Here is a 15486-nt window from a genome sequence, read left to right as displayed (position 1 = left end):
ATGAGCAGAATGAAACTGAAATCCCGCGCCGCGACCGTGCTGCTGGCCGCAGCGAGTGCACTCGCGTGCGGCGGCGCACTCGCTGCCGGCAGCCACGCCGGCGGCCATGCCGGCGACGCAGCCGATGCCATTGGCCAGGCCGGCGACGCCAGCCGCGTGAGCCGCACCATCCGGATCGACATGGGCGACGATATGCGCTTCAGCCCGCCCGATCTCACCGTGCGGGCCGGCGAAACCATCCGCTTCGTGGTCCGCAATGCCGGCCGGCTGCGCCATGAGATGGTGCTCGGCAGCGATGCCGATCTGAAGGCCCACTATGCCGAAATGCTGAAGATGCCGGAGATGGAACACGCCGATCCCAATGCCGTCACGCTGGACGCGGGGCAGAGCGGCGAACTGGTGTGGCGTTTTACGCGCAGCGGCCGGATTGCCTTTGCCTGCCTGCAACCCGGCCACTACGACGCCGGCATGCGTGGCCAGGTACGCGTGCGCTGAAGCCGCCGGCGCGGCCACTCAACCTCAGTCAACTACCAAGGACTCCATATGAACACCAATATCAGCAAGATCCTGCTCGCACTGATGCCGCTGCTGGCGGCCGCCGCAACCCTGCCGGCCCAGGCCGCCGCCGACGCGGCCGGCACGACTGCCGCGGCAGCCACGGCGCCGGCGGAATCCCCGATGACCGACGGCGAAATCCGCAAAGTGGATACCGCGGCAGGCAAGCTCACCATCAAGCATGGCCCTATCGTCAACCTGGATATGGGCGCAATGACCATGATCTTCCGGGTGCAGGATCCGGCCATGCTCGCCAAGGTCAAGGAGGGCGACCGGGTGAAGTTCAGCGTAGCGCGCATCAACGGTGCGCTGACCGTGACCGCACTGGTCGAGCCGCCGCCGGTGCAGTAAGGCATGCCCGGAAGCGCGCTGGCCAGGGCTACCAGGGGCGCGCCCGCCAGGCCTTAGCCGACCCGGAAGAAGTCAACCGACTGTCCCGCGTTGACCGCGCGCTGCAGCCATTCCGGGCGCTCGCCGGTGCCATCCCAGCTCTGTCCCAGGGCGTTGCGGTAGAGGGGCGGGGCCGGCTTGGGCGCCTCCGGGGCCGGGGCGGGGGCCGGGGCCTTGGCTGCGGCTGGAGCCGGCGCGGGGGGTGCGGCGAAACAACCTGCTTCAAGTAAATCGTCGAGCGTGAGGCCGTGGCGGTCCATCTGCTCACGGACCCACGTCGCCGCGGCTAGTTTGGCTTCATCAAACTCTGACATGACTCTCGTAATTAACTTTACCGGCAACGGATGGCCGGCAAAGCAGAGGAAGGGGGGGATCCGGCGGTTCAATCCGCCTGTCGGGGATCGATTTTACAGGGTCTTGCACTACTGCTGGCATAGACATTTCCCACCGGTGCATTGCCACCGCCGCGATGGCTCCGAGCCAGCCTGTTGCCCGCCCCGCCCACCCGCCCTGCCGGCTCGCCCGCTACGACAGACAGGCGGCATTGACGATGCCGGCGGCAAGGGACACCACGCCCATCAAGGCGCCCATGCCACGGTTATCCGCGGTGATCTGCTCGCTGACGCCGCGCAGCACCCACGCCACGATCAGATAGGCCAGCACTTGCACCACGAAGGCGCCAAAGCCCCACAATACGAACATCGAGAAAGCCGCATTGTGCTGGATACTGGCCGATAGCGTCAGCGAAAAACCGAGTACCGCGCCGCCCAGCGACAAGGCCGCCGCCACATTGCCTTGCCGGATCAGGTCGAACTCCCGGTGAGGAGTGATACGGGTATACACCAGCAAAAACAGGCCCAGCATGGCGAAACTGGACAGGATGTAGATCAGGTAGGCGTAAGCCGGCTGCAGTGGCAATGTCATATGGGCTCCTGGATGGTTGGGCTGTTCTTCTTGAGCGTTGAATATCGGGGATGGGAGTATGGGTTTCGCGTTTCCGGCCTCGGCCTCAACCGCCGCCGGAGCGCCCCGAACCGCCGAAGCGGCTGGTGAACCCGCCACGCGACGAAACCGGTGCACGGCTGACGGCGGCCGAGCGCATCGACATACCGGCGCTCGCGCCACGGCCGAGACTGCTGCGGCGCAGCGTAGCCTCCTCCACCATGGCCGCATGCGGTGTCCCGGACGCCTGGCCCATGCGGGCCATCTGGCCACTGCTGTCGTACACGCCCAGGGGACGCGGCGCGCCACTCGACATATCCCGCCGGGTCTGCGTGCCGTCGGGGTGGTAGACCGTACCCGATTCGGTGTAGTAGGGCCCGTACCAGCGGGCTATGGGACCGCCATGATAGCCCCCGTGATAGCCGCCTCCCCCTCCCCCGCCACTGCTTGTGCCACCGCCGCCGCCACTGGCGGTGTCAGCCAGGCTGGACGAGTAGAGACGATCGAGAGGCACCGCTTCGCAATCGTCGGGCGAATTCCAGTCGGCCTCGCAGTCGGCCTGCGAAGCGTAGCTGGCGCGCCGCACCGTCACGGCATCATCATCGCCGTCGCTGCTGCAGGAACCGATCACCGCCGCGCCGGTGGCCAGCGCGCACACGCCGATCAGCATCAACATGGGCCGCGACTTGCGGCCACTGGCGGCGCCAGCGGCCGGCCTGGCCTGGCCGGCCCATGCCGGCCGGCTGGAGCCGCTGGTCCGCGGCTGGTAGGGGCTGCCGTATTTCGACGGCTGGCCGCCCTTCTTGCTCTTCTTCCTGGCCATGCTTTGGTCTTTCTCCGGACTAGGCTTTCTGAAAATAATGCGGGACGAAGAAACTGGTGTTCTTGGCGATCGGCCCCAGTTCCTCGCGCACGCACAGACCGGTGGGCACGTCGTCGACGATCCACACACCGAGCGTGGTGTAACGCGCGTCGAAACGCTGCGCGGGTGCGTACGCCTGGTAGATAAAGCCTTCCTCGCCGTACTCGCCGGGATTCTCGAAACGGCCCTGCGGGGTCAGCAGCACCACGCTCTCGCCTTCGCGCGACAGGAACGGCTTCTTGGCATACGAGCGCCCGGCGAACGCGCCCTCGCGGAAGGACGCCTCCAGCAGGTTGGGGTGGCCGGGAAACAGATCCCACAGGATCGGCAGGATGGCCTTGTTGGAGAGCACGGCCTTCCATGGCGGCTCGACCCAGCGCACCGCGCTCCCCGCCAGTTCCGCGCGATAGTCGGAGCTCGCCATCCATTCCCACGGATAGAGCTTGAACACCAGTTCCATCGGCTCGTCGTCGCCATCGTAGAAGCCGCCGCGCCCGTCGGAGCCAACCTGCTCCAGGTCGGTCATCTTGACCGACCAGCCCGCCTGCAGCGCGGTATCCATCAGGTACTCCACATTGCAGACGTCTTCCTGGCTGTCGAACATGCACGCAAAATGCAATACCTTCGCATCGCGGTAATGGCGGCGCAGCCATTGCCAGCGCGCCACCAGCGCCTCGTGCAGGCTGTTGAACTGGTCGGCATCCGGCTGCACCGCCTCTTTCCAGAACCACTGCGCCAGGCTCGATTCGATCAGCGACGTTGGCGTATCGGCGTTGAATTCGTACATCTTGGGCACGCCGAGCGCGTCCATGGTCATATCGAAGCGGCCGAACAGCGTCGGCTCGTCGCGCTCCCAGGACGCGCGGATCAGCCCGGCAAAATCCGGGGCGATGGCGAGCCGCGCGAACAGATCGTGGTCGATCACGTGCTGCACGGCCTCCAGGCAGCGCTGGTTCAGCTCCAGCGCCGCGGCGTACAGCGCTTCGATCTCCTGCGCCTCGAATTCGTAGGCCACGTCTTCGCGCCAGTAGAAGAAGGTGTTGCGGTCCACCTGGCGCGGCAGGTTTTGCTCGTCCAGCGAGTGGAAATGAAAGCCGATGCGTTCCAGCTGTTGCGGCCAGTCGGCACGCGGGGTCTGCGCGATACGTTTCATGGCTGGGTGATTTCCGTGTCCCGCGGCGCGGGAGCGGTGAGGAGAAATTCGTCGAAGGACAGCGTGCGGCGGCCCGGTACGGGCGTCCAGTCGGTGAACCGCGTGACCATGGGCGCCCACCAGCCGGCGGCCTGCTCCAGCACCGGCTGGTAGTCCAGCGCATCGGACTCGGTCACGCCGCGCGCCGGGTTGGCCTGCGCCCAGCGCATGCCGGCGACAATGCTGGACGCCACCTGCAGGCTGGTGGCGGAGTTGTGCGGCGCCAGCCTGCGGGCGCGCTGCACGTCCAGTTGCGAGCCGTGCCATACCGCGCCATGGCATCCGCTCATCAGCAGCACGCCGAGTTCGTCCACGCCATCGTCGATCTCGTCCTTGAGGATGCGATGGCTGGCAATGCGGCTTGCCCCGCGCTCGTCCAGCCACTGCATCGAGGCCAGGGTCGCCCGGGTCGGCCGGTACGCGTAGTAGACCGTTGGCCGGTACAGGGGCTCGCCGGGCGTGGCGCAAGTCAGGTACTCGGCGAGCGAAATCGACTCGTTGTGCGTGATCAGCCAGGCCTCGAAGGGCCCATGCAACGCGGACCACGAGCGCACGCGCGTGCGATGGCCGGGCCGGTCCAGCGCGATGGCGGCATCGCTGCCATCGCCGTGGCGCCTGCCGCCCGGGGGCAGTCCGCGCTCATGGCTGCCCCACCCCAGTTCGGCGTCCTGCAGGCATTCGGTGATAAAGCCGTCGGCCGACCAGGTGTTGGCGAATTCGCCGGGGGCCGGGAAGCCTGGCGCGGACTGGCTGTCGTACTCCGCCACCTGGATCACCCGTACATCGAGCCGGCGCGCGAGCCCGGCCCAGGCGGCCTGGTCTTCGGGCTGGGAGTCGGGCAAGCCGGCATGCCGCGCCAGCTTCAGCAAGGCCGCCTTGGCCAGCAGGGAAACCAGGCCGGGATTGGCGCCGTGCGCCACCAGCGCGGTGGGCATGCGCTCGCGGCCGCGGGCAAAGGCCAGCATTTCGCTGCGCAGGGCGTAGTTGCTGAGATGGATCGAATCCATCCCGTCCTCGTAGTCCCAGGGTTCGATGCCGCTATCCAGGTAGAGCGACTGGTGCGCCTGCGCCAGCGCGATCAGGTCGCGGCTGCACACGGCAGGCGCCAGGTTGAGCAGGAAGCTCTGCGGCCCGAGCAAGGGGCCGAGCAACGCCGGATGGTTCCCGGCTGTGACGGTGGCGTGCAGCGGGGCCGCGCGATATTGCCGGGCCAGCGCAAGCCGGTGGGCGTCCATGGTCCGGTCCAGCACCGTGATGGCGGCGTCCGGGTAGGCATGCGACAACAACGGCAGGATGGCCTGGCCGATGCAGCCGAAGCCGACAATGAGAATATGCTCGATGCGCTTGCTTGACATGATGATGTTGCTGCCGGCCATGCACCCGTGGCGCCGGACGGCTGAATACCCCATCGGCCGTTAAGACGACAGGTTGAAAGGCCAGGTCGACTGGCAACGCGGAAGAGCGGCGCAGGCGGGCAACGCCGGGATGGCGCGAACCGCTCCGCCCCACTCCACTCAGGGCACCCACCAGTAGCGGGTGATGTGGAAGAAGATCGGCGCGGCGAACACCACCGAATCCAGCCGGTCCAGCATGCCGCCATGGCCCTGGATCATATGGCCCCAGTCCTTGATATCGCGATCGCGCTTGATGGCCGACATCACCAGTCCGCCAAGAAATCCCATCAGGGCAATCGCCAGCGCGATCAGGCCCGCCTTCCAGGGCGAGCCGTAGGGCGTGATCCACCACAGCGAGGCGCCCAGCGCGGTGGCGCTGGCCACGCCGCCGACAAAGCCTTCGACGGTCTTCGACGGCGACAGCAGCGGGGCGATCCTGGTCTTGCCGAGCAGCTTGCCCCACACGTACTGCAGCACGTCGCTGCCCTGCACCACGATCACCAGGAAGGCGATCAGCAGCAGGTTGCGATCCTCGAAGCCGGGAATCGGCAAGGTCAGCAAGGCCGGCACATGGGAGATGCAGAACACGCAGATCATCACCGCCCATTGCACCTCCGCGCAGCGTTCGAAGAAGCGCGTGGTTTCCGCCGACAACGCCGACAGGATCGGCAGGAACAGGAACGCGTAGACCGGGATAAAGATGGAGAACAGCCCGTACCAGCCGATATACACCAGCACATACTGCATGGGCAGGAAGACGAAGAAGGCGGCAACGATGGCGCGATGGTCGCCGCGCCGCGTGGTGGTGATGGTGATGAACTCGCGCAAGGCGAAGAACGACAGCAGGTAGAACAGCACGATGATGGCGGTCCGCCCCAGGGCGAAGGTCACCCCGAGCACGCCGATCATCCACCACCAGGCGGACACCCGTGCGCCCAGGTTGTCGATGACCGCATGCGGGCGGCCCCCGGCAACGCGCCAGCGCAGCAGCGCGGTCACGGCGGAGGCCAGCAACAGCACGCCGAAGACGCCGCCGAACAGCAGCCAGGTCTCGTGCATCATGGTCGGTCGAGGAATCGTCATGGTGTCTTAGTCCAGCTTCGGCGCAAGCGACAGCAAGCCTGCGCGGCAACGCGCCAGGAAATCGTCCTTGGCTTCTTCCGCGCCAAGCTTCAGCGGCTTGCCGAAGGTAACCGTGCATAGCAGCGGCACCGGCACGAACTCGCCCTTGGGCATCACACGGTTGAGGTTGTCGATCCACACGGGCACGAACTCCACCTCGGCGCAGGTACGCGCGAGATGATAGATGCCGCTCTTGAAGGGCAGCAGCCGCTCGTCGGTGGTATTGCGGGTGCCCTCGGGAAACAGGATCAGCGAATCGCCCTGCCGCACCGCGTGCTCCATCAGCGCCACCGGATCGCTGCCCGGCTCGCTACGGCTGCGATCGATCAGCAGGGCATTGAACACATCCCTGCCGATAAACCGGCGCAATGACGACTTGTTCCAGTAGTCCGCGCCCGCCACCGGCCGCGTGAGCGGGCGCAGGTCCGGCGGCAGGCAACCCCAGATCAGCACGAAGTCGCCGTGGCTGCTGTGGTTGGCGAAATAGATGCGCTGCACCGCGGCGGGCAGGCAGCCGTTCCAGCGAGCCTGCATGCCGGTCAGCAAACGTGCGAACAGGATGATGGCGCGCGCCACCAGTTTGGCAAACCACATTCGTGTTATCTCAGCAGCAACAGCAGCAAGGCTGCCAGCAATTGCAGGGCAGCCAGCGCGGCGGCCCAGTGGAGGAAACGCAGTGCGCCGCGAGCGCGCCGCGCCAGGGAGCGGCCGCCGGCCACCGGCCGGCCCCAGCCCAGCCCCGCCAGCGCCTGGTCGAGCGAGGCCAGGGATGCAGCCATGCCGGCAAGCGCCGAAGCCTCGGCGAGCGCGCCGAACAGGCGCCGGTCGATCGCCACGCGTATCAGCAGCCACAGCTGGACAGCGCCGAGCGCGGCCGCCACGATGCCGAGCACAAGATAGACGCGGCCCGCGGGCGACAGGGTGCCGGCCAGCAGCAGGTTGACCAATGCCAGCGCCAGCCCGGCCCAGACCAGGCGGGCTGCGGCGTCGAGCCCGCCCACCGCGGCCTGCGCCACCCAGTGCTCGGCGCCAGCCTCGAGCCGGTCGTCGTCATGCGTTGAGATCGGCATGGCCTGCTCCCCCGGAAACCTGCGCGGCCGCGCGCCGGCGGCCGATGAATTGCGATAGCGCGGCCACGCTGTCCGGGCCCAGCACCACGGCCGGGCGGTATTTGCGCAGCAGCGCCAGCGTCTCTCCAGCATCGTGCACGCCGGCATGCCCGGACAACCACGCGCCGGCCACCAGCGCGCTGCGCGAGTAGCCGAGCGCGCAGCAAACCAGTACCTTGCGCCCGTCGCGATGCCACGCGTCAAGCACGCCCACTGCTTCATCCAGCTGCGCGGGCGTGGGCACGGTCAGGTCCAGCACCGGCACGCAGCGATACCAGGCAGCGGGCGCCAGCCGGGGCAATTCGGCACTCAGGTCGAGTACGGCATCGGCGCCGAGCCGGCGCAGTTCCGCGCTGCCCGGCAAACGGCCAACCCACACCCCCGGCACGATCTCGCTGGCGCCGGGCTGGCGGCGCGTCCACCAGCGCGAATTGGCGAAGGCGCCAAGCAGATAGGGCGCCAGCACCCAGCGCGCGGCAAGCGGCATATGGCCGTCGTGCCGCTTCTGGAACAGGGTGGCCTGGCCTTGCCGATAGATCGCGGCAACGCATGCCAGGGCCAGCGCGAGCCAGCCCAGCAGCAACGCGGCAACGGCGGACGTCGACAACAGCGCCAGGGCGACCGCGCCAACGGCCAGGGCGGCCACCGCGTAACGCATAGCCAATTGCCGCGTGCGTCCCCCGGCAGCGGGCCCGGCAGCCGCCTGCCCGCGCTGGAAAGGAAACAGGAAAACGCAGAACCAGCCCACCAGCCAGCCGGTGGGCACATCGATGACATGGTGCTGGTAGGTGGTCAGCACGGACACCCCGATCAGCGCGAACCAGCCGTGCAGCAGCCAGCGCCAGCCGCCGCGCGCGTGCATGGCGTAGGCCACCCACAGGATCACCAGCAGGCCGATATGCAGGGACGGCGCCTGGTTGAACGGCTTGTCGAACCCGCCCAGCAGCGTGAACAGATGGCCTGGCAGGCCATCGGCCTGTGGCCGCTCGAAGGCGAAACGCAGCGGAAAGGCAATGAAGCAAGCCACCGATATCAGCTGCGCGGCCAGCAAGCGCCTGGCGTGGGTCAGCAGGTCGGCCCGCGTGCGCCACAGGAAGAAGGACAGGCCGTAGAGCAGGTCGATCGACCAGTACGGCACGATGCTCCACGGCACAAAGGGAATCTGCCGCTCCCACCCGAAAAAGAAGAACGGCACCGCCGCGCGCTGGCTCGCCAGCCAGTTGGCGAGTCCATACGAGGAGAAGAACAGCGCGCCCATGGCGGCCAGCAGGACCAGGGCGAGGCCCCACGGGCGAGCCCCGGTGGCGCCGGCCTGCCCTGCCGCCATGGCGGTATGCCCGTCTCGGGCGCGCTGGCGCAGCATCATGCAGTCCTGCGCGCCAGGCTGACCGTGAAGATGCCCCACGGGTCGATACGCTGGGCAATCTTCTCGAAACCGGCCTGCCGCACCAGTTCGTCCATCTCCGCCTGCGGGCGCCGCCGCATCACCCAGGCCGAACCGGCGCGGTGGCTGGTGAGCGCGCGCGCGATGAATTCGAGCTGCGGGTGCCAGGGCTGGCCCGTATACACGAGGTAGCCGCCCGGCGCCACCGCCCGTGCCAGCCCGCCCAGCGAGCGCGACACCATGGCGTTGTCGCCAAACAGTTCATACAGGCCGGAGACGATAGCCAGCGTGGGCGCCGGGTCGAGCGCGGCAAGGTCGTCGCCGTCGAACGCATCGCCCTTCTCGAAGCGGGCGATATCGGCGAGACCCTTGGCGCGGATCAGTGCGCGGCCCTGCGTGACGTTGATATCGCTATAGTCGCGCAGCAGGATGCTCTGCACCTGTTGCGCGGCGGCGCCATGGAAGCCGTTCGCCAGCGCCTCCAGCACGTAGCGGCCATGGCCCGCGGCGATGTCGACAATGCGCACCGGCGCGCCGGCAGCGCGCAGGCTGGCGATCGCATCGCCCAGCAACTCCTCGATATGCACCTTGCGCTGGCGGATGCCGCGCCAGCCGATGGCGTCCAGGTAATTGCGGTCGATCACCGGACCGATGCCGAAGCGCCCCCCCGCCTTGTTGCAATAGACGTAGTCCAGCGTGGAGCCGGAGTCGAAGCCGGTCTGGTGCCCCAGCCGCACGCCATCGGACAGCAAGCCGCCCAACTTCAGGCCGGCCCGCGCCAGGGCCCAGTACATGCCAGCCGGGCTGGCCGGAGACAGCGGCCGTGCGAGCCGGTCCGACTCCTCCTTGAATGCGCCGCTGCGGTCCGCGTTCAGCAGCGTGACCGGCGCCGACGGTGTCTCGAACTCGCGCACGATAAAGCGCCTTGCCGCCGCCACGGCCGGGGCACGATCGCGCTCGCCCAGGGTGTCATGGTAAAAGCCGTCCAGCACGATGCGTTCCTTGACGGCAGAGCCCAGCCGCTCGTAGAACGCGTCCTGCGGCGCGCGGTGAACCACCCAGTCGGCACCGGAAATCAGCAACTGCGTCGGCACGGTGATGGCCGCTGCATCGGCCACGATGCGCTCCGCCGTCTCATAGAGGTCCAGCAGGATATTGACGGCAATCGGGCGCGTGATCAGCGGGTCTTGCTGGTAGCTGGCGATGCGCCCGGGATCGTGCGTCAGGAACCTGGCCTTGACGTAGCTGTTGACGAAGAACTTGCCGCGCAGCCTGTGCATCAATTTCAGGCCCGGACGCGCCAGCGGCACGTAGAGCTTGACCTTGAAGGCCGGCGACGCCAGCACCAGGCTGCGGATCCGCGGCGCGTAATCGTGCACCCAGGTTGCGGCCAGGACCGCGCCCACGCTTTGCGCCACCACCGCGATGCGCTCCACCGGAATGCCGTGGACGGCGGCGATATGGTCGACGAAGGTCTGGATGTCGCGCACCGAGGTGGCCAGGCTGGGGCTGTAGCCCCGCTCCCCCGGCGAGCGTCCATGGCCGCGCGCATCCCACGCGAAGAAAGCGTGGCCGGGCAGGTCCAGTTCATCCACCAGGTGGGCGATACGGCCCGAATGCTCGTGCCCGCGATGAAACAGGACCACGGCGCCTAGCGGGCCGCTACCCGCGGCCGGCCAGTGGCGGTAGAACAGCGACTGGCCATCATGGGTCTTGAACTGTGCTTCGACGGGGGTACGACCGGTTTGACTATCCACGTAGTATCACTCCATGGGTTGGGAAGGCGGTTCGCGCGACGGCGCCGGTGTCCGGCGCGCCAGCTCTGCCTCGGCCACGCCGCGGCGCACCCGGTTGGCGATGGTCAGCAATGACAGCAGCGACAACAGCACCCACAGCCAGTGCGCAGCATAGGCCAGGCCCAGGCCAAGCCCGACCCACAAGCCAAGCGCACCCAGCAGCAGTGCCCGGTCGCTCTTGCCGAGCGGACCGTCATAGCGCCGGCTGGCGCCGGCCAGCGGCCCGATCAGGCCCGCGCATTCGACGATCACGGCCAGGACGGCGAACACCATGACCTCGCCGGCCCCGAAAGGCGGAACCAGCGCAAACGGCAGGATCAATGCAAGATCGGAGACGATGTCGCCGAGTTCATTGAGATAGGCGCCCAGTACGCTCTGCTGGCCATGCTCGCGCGCCAGCATGCCGTCGATGGCGTTGAGTGCCATGCGCACAAACAGCCAGAGGGGCATCAGGAGGAACACCATCGGCAGCCAGGCCAGCGCCGCGACCAGCGCTCCGACCACCAGCGACCCGCCAGCGGCGGCCAGCGTGACCTGGTTGGCAGTCACGCCTTGCGCGGCAAGGCGCTTCACCAGGGGCCGCAAGAGCGCCTGGAATTTTGGTTTGATCTGGTAAAGCGTCATGTTCCGTGGCTTGTCGAGGCCTTATGTTATTGCGGCCGCCGTGCCCGCACCCGCGCACACCGGCCAAATGCGATTTTGTATCTCTTTTCTATCCTCTTCCATCCCTTTTGCGTCTCTTCCGCACTCCGATTTCAGACCACGCCACCTATCGTCAATGACGGCCCATGGCCGCTCGCGGCATCGGTGCGGTGTGCCTCGCTCCCGACAATTCGGCAAGGATAGCGTGATATCAGGCGTTTACGCCATTCATTAAGAATTTATGAGATTTTTGGCACATTTCCGGCCTATTTTCGAACGATGCATCATCAGGATGCCTTCCACGGTGCCGCAGCATCATTGCGAAGAATTCGGAACGAATAGGAGGGATATGCGCGAACTTGCCGAAAAAAGGGCTGAGAAGCCCCCCACCACAGCATTGGAGACGTCGGCGCAGGCCAGGCAGGCGAACCAGGTCAGCGGGCAACTGCCTGCGGGAGCGGAAGGAAGGAAGGAAGGAAGGAAGGAAGGAAGGCGCATGACAGGATTGTCATGTACCAGTCATGTTGCCGTGGGTGCCGGATTCTTAGACTGGCGGCACGGTCGATCGATGGAGATCGCCGAACCCCAGGAGAAACACCATGCGTACGATCAAGCAAGCCCTGCTGGCCACCACCCTGGCCGCCACCTTGGCCGGCGTTGCCGGCCTCGCCAGCGCCGCGCCGCGCAGCGTCGATCCCTATCTCGATGGCGCAGCCGCTGGTCAGACCCGTGATATTTACTCGCAGGGCGCCAGCAAACTGGGGCCGCGCGACCCCTATACGGACGGTAACCGCCTCGGTCCGCGCGACCCGTACAGCGACGGCGCACGCATCGGCACCCGCGACACCTTCAGCGACGGCGCTTGAGCGCCATGGCGACGCCTGAGGCGCGCGCCGGGCGATCAGCGGATCTCGCTGTACATGCGGCGGGCCTGCTCGGCCGAGGCTAGCGGACGGCCCAGCGTCCGCGCGCCCTCGGCCGCCTGCCCGACCAGGGCCGCGTTGCCTGACGCGGTGCTGCCGTCGCGCAGCTTCAGGTTGTTCTCGAATCCGACCCGTACATGCCCCCCAAAGGCCGCGGCGGTGGTCACGCAGGCATTCTCCTCGCGCCCGAAGGCGCAGATTGCCCACGGCAGCGAGCCGTCGAAGACCTGCAGGAATGGCAGCAGGTCGTGCGGCGACGAGACCTGCCCGGCCGAATAGCGGCCCAGCACAAACAGCACCGACCACGCGCCCGGCGGCACCAGCCCGCGCGCCCGCAGGGCTTGCCAGCGCGCCACGTCGGCCGCGTCGTACAGGATAATCTGCGTCATGACCCGCTCCCGCGCCAGCCAGGCGAGGAAGCCGGCCAGTTCCGCCTCGGGGATGTCCGGCACTGCGATTTCACGCAGGCCGATCGAGACCGCTTCCGGCCGCAGCTCACGCACCATCGCAATCTGTTCGGCGGCACGGTAGATGCCAGCGGCCTCGCTGGTTACCTGGACCAGCAGCGCATCGCCCACCGCCTGCCTGACCGCGGCCAGGGCCTCTCGATAGATCCCGGCATCCAGGGAATGGCGCCCATCGGGCTGGCGCACGTGCATATGCATCATGGCGGCGCCGGCATCGAGGCAGGCACGTGCCTCGGCGGCCAGCGTCCGCGCGGTCAGCGGCACGGCCGGGTGATCCTTGGCGGTCTTGTAGGCACCGTTGGGCGCCACGGTAATGATCAGCGGGGAATCCGCCAGCAGGGTGTGTTCACTCATATTGCATTCGGTATCGGTAGGTCCGGCATTTCCGGGGCTGCATTCCGGCAAACATCGGTATTGCCATATTGCCTGGAATTCTCAGGGTTCGATCTTCGGCAACTCCGGCGCGATCAGGTCGAGCCCCGCGCGCAGCAGGCGATCATAACGCTCGCGCTCGGCGGCGATGGCCTCGGGTGTCCACTGGTAGAAACCTTCTCCGCTCTTCATGCCATGGCGGCCGTCCGCGGCCCGCTCGCTCAGGCAGCGGGCCGGCGTCGCGGCGTTGCAGAAGGTGGGATACATGGTAGCCCCGGCCGCCGCGTGCACGTCGATGCCGGCATGGTCGCGCTGCATCACCGGGCCGGCGGCCAGGAAGCGAAAGCCGAAGCCGAAACGCACCGCCGCATCCACATCCTCGGGCGAGGCGATGCCGCGGTCGATCAGGTCGAAGGCTTCGCGCGACAAGGCGTGCTGCAAGCGGTTGGCGAGAAATCCCGGCAGGTCTTTCTTCACCTTGACCGGCACCATGCCGCACCGGCGCATGAAGACGATCAAGGCGTCGGCGCCGGCCTCGGCGCTGCCGTTGCCCAGCACCACCTCCACCAGCGGCACCAGGTGGGCCGGCATGAAGAAATGCAGTCCGAGCATGCGCTCGCGGGTGGGCAGGCCCTCGCCGATGGCACTGATCGGGAAGCTCGAGCTATTGCTGGCCAGGATGGCATCCGGCCGCGCGCGCCGGGCCAGGTCGGCAAACAGGGCGCGCTTGATATCGAGCCGCTCGGGAATGCATTCGATCACCAGGTCGACCGTGTTCCAGTCGATGGCTTCGAGCGAGGCCGCCACCGCCAGGCCGGCCATGCCGGCCTCGGCTGCCGGCCCGATGGCCGCGAGATTGGCGGCAACCCTGGCCGGCACCGCGGCGGCGCGGTGCGCCTCGGGCTCGACCACGGTGGTGCGGCAAAGCGCGCGGGCCAGCACCACGGCTACGTCGGCGCCCATGGTGCCGCCGCCCACCACCACGGCGTGGGCGGTGCCGGGACCGGCTAGCGAAAAGGCGGCGGGGACATCGGGCATGGTGCTCCTCGGTACGGACTGGCGTGGTTGTATTGGGATGGCTGCCCACGAAGATATGGCGAAAACGGCGCCTGACAGTGCCCTGTCGTGCCTCGCGGCGTGGGTTCAGCACGATTGAGCGCCAGTGTAGACAAGCCACGTTGATTGATGAATCAGATTTTCCATATAGAATGATCTGAAAATCAGATCAATCCCATGAAAATCAACTTATCGATGCGCGACGTCGAGACCACGCTGGTGCTCGGCCGGACCCTGAACTTCCGTCAGGCGGCAGGCCAGTTGCACTTGTCGCAGTCCGCGCTGTCCACCCAGATCCTGCGCATCGAGGAATCGCTCGGCGTGCGGCTGTTCGACCGCACCACCCGCACGGTGCGCCTGACGGCGGCGGGCGAGGTCTTCATGCAGCAGGCGGCGATCCTGCAGGCCGCCTTCCGCGACGCCATCGATGCGGTCAGCGGCATCGCCAGTGCCGAACGCGGCCAGGTTGCGGTGGCCGCCCTGCCGTCTCTGGCGGCCCGCCTGCTGCCGCGCGTGCTGATGGCCTACCGGCGAGACCATCCACAGGTGGCGCTCAAGGTCTACGACACGCTTTCCGGCCCCGCCTTCGACCTGGTGCGCGCCGGCGAGGTGGACTTCGCGCTGACCGCGGCCGACCCGCAGCAGGCAGACCTGCACTACGACCCCATGATGTCCGACCGCTTCGTGCTGCTGATCCCCGCCGGGCACCCGCTGGCGCAAGGCAAGGGGCCGCTGCGCTGGGCCGACACCGTCGACGCGCCACACGTTTCCATGAACCACCCCAGCAGCGTGCGCCAGTACGCCGAATGGGCCTTCCTGCAGAATCGCATCCGCTTCCAGCCGGTGTTCGAGGCCGAGCACCTGGCCACCATCGCGGCCATGGTCGAATGCGGCTTCGGCGTGGCTGCGCTGCCGGAAATCGCGGCCGGCACGGTGCGCCAGGCCGGCATCGTCGAGCGCCTGCTCACCGCCCCGGTGACGGAACGCTCGATCGGGCTGGTGACGGCGCGCAACCGCAGCCTGTCGCCCGCGGCGGTGGCGCTGGTCGGCGCCTTGCGCGCCCACCTGGCTCAGGCTGGCGGCGGCGTGCCTGCCACCCCGTGAGCGATACTGGCGCCGTTGGCAAGCGCGCGATGCGCGAAGCAGTAAGCAAACCGTACAACGCTTGAAAGCGCGCCGGCATTCGCGGTATGTTCGACGCCGGCAGCCACATCGGAAATCAAGGAAGCAGGCGTGACACAGACACCAGCAGCACAACCCCGGCCCTCGCCCGTCCGGCC

General features: G+C 67.5%; 17 protein-coding genes. 4 read left to right on the top strand and 13 right to left on the bottom strand.

What is annotated here, in order from left to right; translation table 11 throughout:
• Positions 1–9: 9 nt before the first annotated feature.
• Complete coding sequence (locus AC3FOF_RS36990; protein ID WP_488729412.1) at positions 10–495, top strand: cupredoxin domain-containing protein; 486 nt, start codon at positions 10–12, stop codon at positions 493–495.
• A gap of 48 nt (positions 496–543) precedes the next feature.
• Positions 544–906 carry a copper-binding protein gene (locus AC3FOF_RS36985; protein ID WP_276267311.1) on the top strand — a complete coding sequence of 121 codons (363 nt, stop codon included), beginning with the start codon at positions 544–546 and terminating at the stop codon, positions 904–906.
• A 53-nt stretch (positions 907–959) separates the two neighbouring features.
• On the opposite strand, the gene AC3FOF_RS36980 is transcribed toward AC3FOF_RS36985, so the two are convergent.
• The 11 genes from AC3FOF_RS36980 to AC3FOF_RS36930 all read right to left on the bottom strand — a co-directional run bounded on the left by AC3FOF_RS36980 (position 960) and on the right by AC3FOF_RS36930 (position 11370).
• Positions 960–1259, bottom strand: a complete 300-nt coding sequence (locus tag AC3FOF_RS36980; RefSeq protein WP_488729411.1) for an H-NS family nucleoid-associated regulatory protein — start codon at positions 1257–1259, stop codon at positions 960–962.
• A gap of 211 nt (positions 1260–1470) precedes the next feature.
• Positions 1471–1869: a DUF350 domain-containing protein gene (locus AC3FOF_RS36975; RefSeq protein WP_017226680.1), complete on the bottom strand. Its 399-nt coding sequence runs from the start codon at positions 1867–1869 to the stop codon at positions 1471–1473.
• 85 nt (positions 1870–1954) lie between these two features.
• Positions 1955–2710: a hypothetical protein gene (locus tag AC3FOF_RS36970; RefSeq protein WP_488729410.1), complete on the bottom strand. Its 756-nt coding sequence runs from the start codon at positions 2708–2710 to the stop codon at positions 1955–1957.
• 19 nt (positions 2711–2729) lie between these two features.
• Positions 2730–3902 (bottom strand): glutathionylspermidine synthase family protein, encoded by a 1173-nt coding sequence (locus AC3FOF_RS36965; protein WP_488729409.1) that lies wholly within the window; start codon positions 3900–3902, stop codon positions 2730–2732.
• Complete coding sequence (locus AC3FOF_RS36960) at positions 3899–5296, bottom strand: saccharopine dehydrogenase C-terminal domain-containing protein (RefSeq protein WP_488729408.1); 1398 nt, start codon at positions 5294–5296, stop codon at positions 3899–3901. Before AC3FOF_RS36960 ends, AC3FOF_RS36965 begins: the two co-directional genes overlap by 4 nt.
• A gap of 159 nt (positions 5297–5455) precedes the next feature.
• Positions 5456–6418, bottom strand: coding sequence for a phosphatidate cytidylyltransferase (locus AC3FOF_RS36955; RefSeq protein WP_051078422.1), 963 nt, complete (start codon positions 6416–6418; stop codon positions 5456–5458).
• Positions 6419–6424: 6 nt separating this feature from the next.
• A complete protein-coding gene (locus AC3FOF_RS36950; protein ID WP_276264147.1) occupies positions 6425–7051 on the bottom strand; it encodes a lysophospholipid acyltransferase family protein in 627 nt (208 codons plus the stop codon).
• Positions 7052–7056: 5 nt separating this feature from the next.
• Entirely contained in the window at positions 7057–7527 is a 471-nt protein-coding gene (locus tag AC3FOF_RS36945) for a hypothetical protein (protein WP_276264148.1), read from the bottom strand.
• The gene (locus tag AC3FOF_RS36940) at positions 7508–8929 is read right to left on the bottom strand and encodes a phosphatase PAP2/dual specificity phosphatase family protein (protein WP_488729429.1); all 1422 of its coding nucleotides are present in this window, start codon (positions 8927–8929) and stop codon (positions 7508–7510) included. Before AC3FOF_RS36940 ends, AC3FOF_RS36945 begins: the two co-directional genes overlap by 20 nt.
• A complete protein-coding gene (locus tag AC3FOF_RS36935; RefSeq protein ID WP_488729407.1) occupies positions 8929–10707 on the bottom strand; it encodes a bifunctional alpha/beta hydrolase/class I SAM-dependent methyltransferase in 1779 nt (592 codons plus the stop codon). The genes AC3FOF_RS36940 and AC3FOF_RS36935 overlap by 1 nt, the downstream gene beginning before the upstream one ends.
• 6 nt (positions 10708–10713) lie before the next feature.
• Positions 10714–11370: a CDP-alcohol phosphatidyltransferase family protein gene (locus AC3FOF_RS36930; protein ID WP_488729406.1), complete on the bottom strand. Its 657-nt coding sequence runs from the start codon at positions 11368–11370 to the stop codon at positions 10714–10716.
• Positions 11371–11987: 617 nt separating this feature from the next.
• Here AC3FOF_RS36930 and AC3FOF_RS36925 point away from each other — a divergent pair.
• The gene (locus AC3FOF_RS36925) at positions 11988–12254 is read left to right on the top strand and encodes a copper resistance protein CopQ (protein ID WP_276264150.1); all 267 of its coding nucleotides are present in this window, start codon (positions 11988–11990) and stop codon (positions 12252–12254) included.
• Positions 12255–12289: 35 nt separating this feature from the next.
• Here the strand turns inward: AC3FOF_RS36925 and AC3FOF_RS36920 are convergent, their stop codons facing one another.
• Both AC3FOF_RS36920 and AC3FOF_RS36915 read right to left on the bottom strand, forming a co-directional pair.
• The gene (locus AC3FOF_RS36920) at positions 12290–13132 is read right to left on the bottom strand and encodes a beta-keto acid cleavage family enzyme (protein WP_488729405.1); all 843 of its coding nucleotides are present in this window, start codon (positions 13130–13132) and stop codon (positions 12290–12292) included.
• 81 nt (positions 13133–13213) lie between these two features.
• Positions 13214–14188 (bottom strand): 3-hydroxyacyl-CoA dehydrogenase family protein, encoded by a 975-nt coding sequence (locus tag AC3FOF_RS36915; protein ID WP_488729404.1) that lies wholly within the window; start codon positions 14186–14188, stop codon positions 13214–13216.
• Positions 14189–14383: 195 nt separating this feature from the next.
• On the opposite strand from AC3FOF_RS36915, the gene AC3FOF_RS36910 reads away from it, so the two are divergent.
• Complete coding sequence (locus AC3FOF_RS36910) at positions 14384–15310, top strand: LysR family transcriptional regulator (protein ID WP_488729403.1); 927 nt, start codon at positions 14384–14386, stop codon at positions 15308–15310.
• Positions 15311–15486: the final 176 nt, after the last annotated feature.

The organism is Cupriavidus sp. 96C5-1, from assembly GCF_057798855.1.
This window is presented reverse-complemented; position numbering and strand designations above follow the sequence as displayed.